This window comes from Rickettsiales bacterium, from assembly GCA_033762595.1.
In the GTDB taxonomy this organism is placed as follows: domain Bacteria; phylum Pseudomonadota; class Alphaproteobacteria; order Rickettsiales; family UBA8987; genus JANPLD01.
Window position 1 is genome coordinate 1 of record JANRLM010000068.1, and the last position, 1981, is coordinate 1981.

Genomic DNA, 1981 nt, shown 5'->3' on the forward strand with positions numbered 1-1981 from the left:
TAGCTCTAAACAAGCATCATTTACTATAAATCTCGTCTCAAAATTGTCAGAACCATCAATAATTACATCATAATTGCTTAAAATTTCTAAAATATTATGTTTTTCTAGCTTATTTTTGTGAATTTTAACATTTATTTCAGGATTCAAATCAAAGATTGCATCTTTAGCACTTTCGGCTTTATTTCGTTTCAAATCAGAAGTTTCATGAATTATCTGCCTTTGAAGGTTAGAAATCTCAAGATTATCAAAATCGCAAATGCCAAGCTCACCATTATAGGCTTTCGCACCCACACCAGACGAGGCAAGATAGAGCAAACAAGGGCTTCCAAGCCCGCCCGCACCGATAACCAGAACCTTAGATTGCATCAGCTTAATCTGCCCCTTTTCAGAGATTTCCGGCATTATTATCTGCCTTGCATATCTGGTTTTGCTTTGATATTCCATATTATGAATGAATTTTAAGTAATAAATATACAACAAAATTGAATATTTATAGTGATTTTATGCGAAAAATGGTGTATTAAACATCTAAAAACTAATACTTTGTTCAAGTTATTGATATAATAGGGTTTTTAATTTTATAGAATGATTAAAACTAAACAAAATACGCTTAAGGATACTGCAAAACTCACTGGAATAGGGCTTCACAGCGGTGAAAAGGTAAAGCTAGAAATTATCCCAGCACCTGAGGATTACGGCATTGTTTTTAGAAGATCTGATGTAAAAGGCTTCAGCAATATCGTGCGTGCGGATTATAGAAATGTTAGTAAAACCCAGCTTGGAACTTGTATTTCCAATGATGATGGCACGATGATTTCAACCATTGAACATCTAATGGCAGCCCTTTGGGGAAGTGGCATTGATAATGCTCTCATTGATGTTTCTGGTCCTGAAATTCCAATTTTAGATGGTAGCTCAAAATTATTTGTCAAATTATTCCAAGAAACTGGCATTTATCAGCAAGCATCTGACCGAAAAATTGTGCAGGTAAATAAAGAGGTTGAAGTTAGGGAAAATGACAAATTCGCTAAGGTTTTGCCGTCTGAAAATTTCTCAATAGATTTGGAAATTGATTTCGCAAGCAAGGCGATTTCTAATCAAAAATTTACCTTTGAAAACGGCGAAAGGGGCTTTTTAGATGAGTTTTCTGATGCTAGAACTTTTGGCTTTGCTCATGAAGTTGAGTATATGCGTAAAAACGGCCTAGCCCGTGGTGGTTCACTTGAAAATGCGATTGTAATTCAAGAAGATAAAATCTTAAACAAAGAGGGTTTAAGATATAATAATGAGTTCGTTCGCCATAAAATTCTTGATTGCATTGGCGATTTTTATCTTGCAGGAAAAAGGATTTCTGGTGCTTTCAAAGCCTATAAAACAGGGCACGGCTTAAATAATCAGCTCCTCCGCAAATTATTTGCTGATAGGCAAGCCTACGATATTGTTTGATCTATCTTCTCCCTCTCCCTACTTGTAGGGAGAGGGCAGGGGTGAGGGTTTGGAATTTTAATAAATCTTTTTACCCTCACCCTTACCCTCTCCCTGAAAAACAGGGAGAGGGTATTTTTAGTAGATTTTTGAAATACTAAAAAACTACCTTAATGAAAATCTCTAAATTTCCAATTATTGCGGTTACTGGTTCTATTGCTTCAGGTAAGTCATATTTCACAAAAAAACTTTCTCAAATTAGGGGTATAAAAACTTTTTCTTCCGATGAAATGGTGCATTCTTTATATGCGAATAGAAATTTTGCAGAGAAGCTAATTAAGGTTTTTGGCGAGGGAATAGCCAACTCTTCACTTCATATCCGCGAAAGCGGATATCCACAAAAAACAATAGATTCCCGCCTTCGCTGGAATGAATCAGAGCCTTTAATTAATCGCCAAAAATTAGGTGAAATTGTTTTCAAAAATCCGAACAAGAAAAAACTGCTTGAAAGCCTTGTATATCCTGAGCTTTCTAGGCAAAGGCAAGAAATAATAAA

The 1981-nt window shown here is 35.4% G+C and carries 3 protein-coding genes; 2 read left to right on the top strand and 1 reads right to left on the bottom strand.

Annotation, left to right across the window (positions count from 1 at the left end):
* The coding region (locus tag SFT90_05020; protein MDX1949843.1) for a HesA/MoeB/ThiF family protein at positions 1 to 444 on the bottom strand (444 nt) is incomplete at its 3' end.
* A 141-nt stretch (positions 445 to 585) separates the two neighbouring features.
* Between SFT90_05020 and lpxC the strand changes: the two genes are divergently transcribed.
* Entirely contained in the window at positions 586 to 1446 is an 861-nt protein-coding gene (gene lpxC, locus SFT90_05025; protein MDX1949844.1) for a UDP-3-O-acyl-N-acetylglucosamine deacetylase, read from the top strand.
* Positions 1447 to 1598: 152 nt separating this feature from the next.
* Positions 1599 to 1981 (top strand): dephospho-CoA kinase (locus SFT90_05030; GenBank protein ID MDX1949845.1); only part of this gene is annotated, 383 nt, incomplete at its 3' end.

Coding starts and splice junctions, on each gene's coding strand:
- lpxC (MDX1949844.1), top strand. CDS start 586: ATGATTAAAACTAAACAAAATACGCTTAAGGATACTGCAAAACTCACT.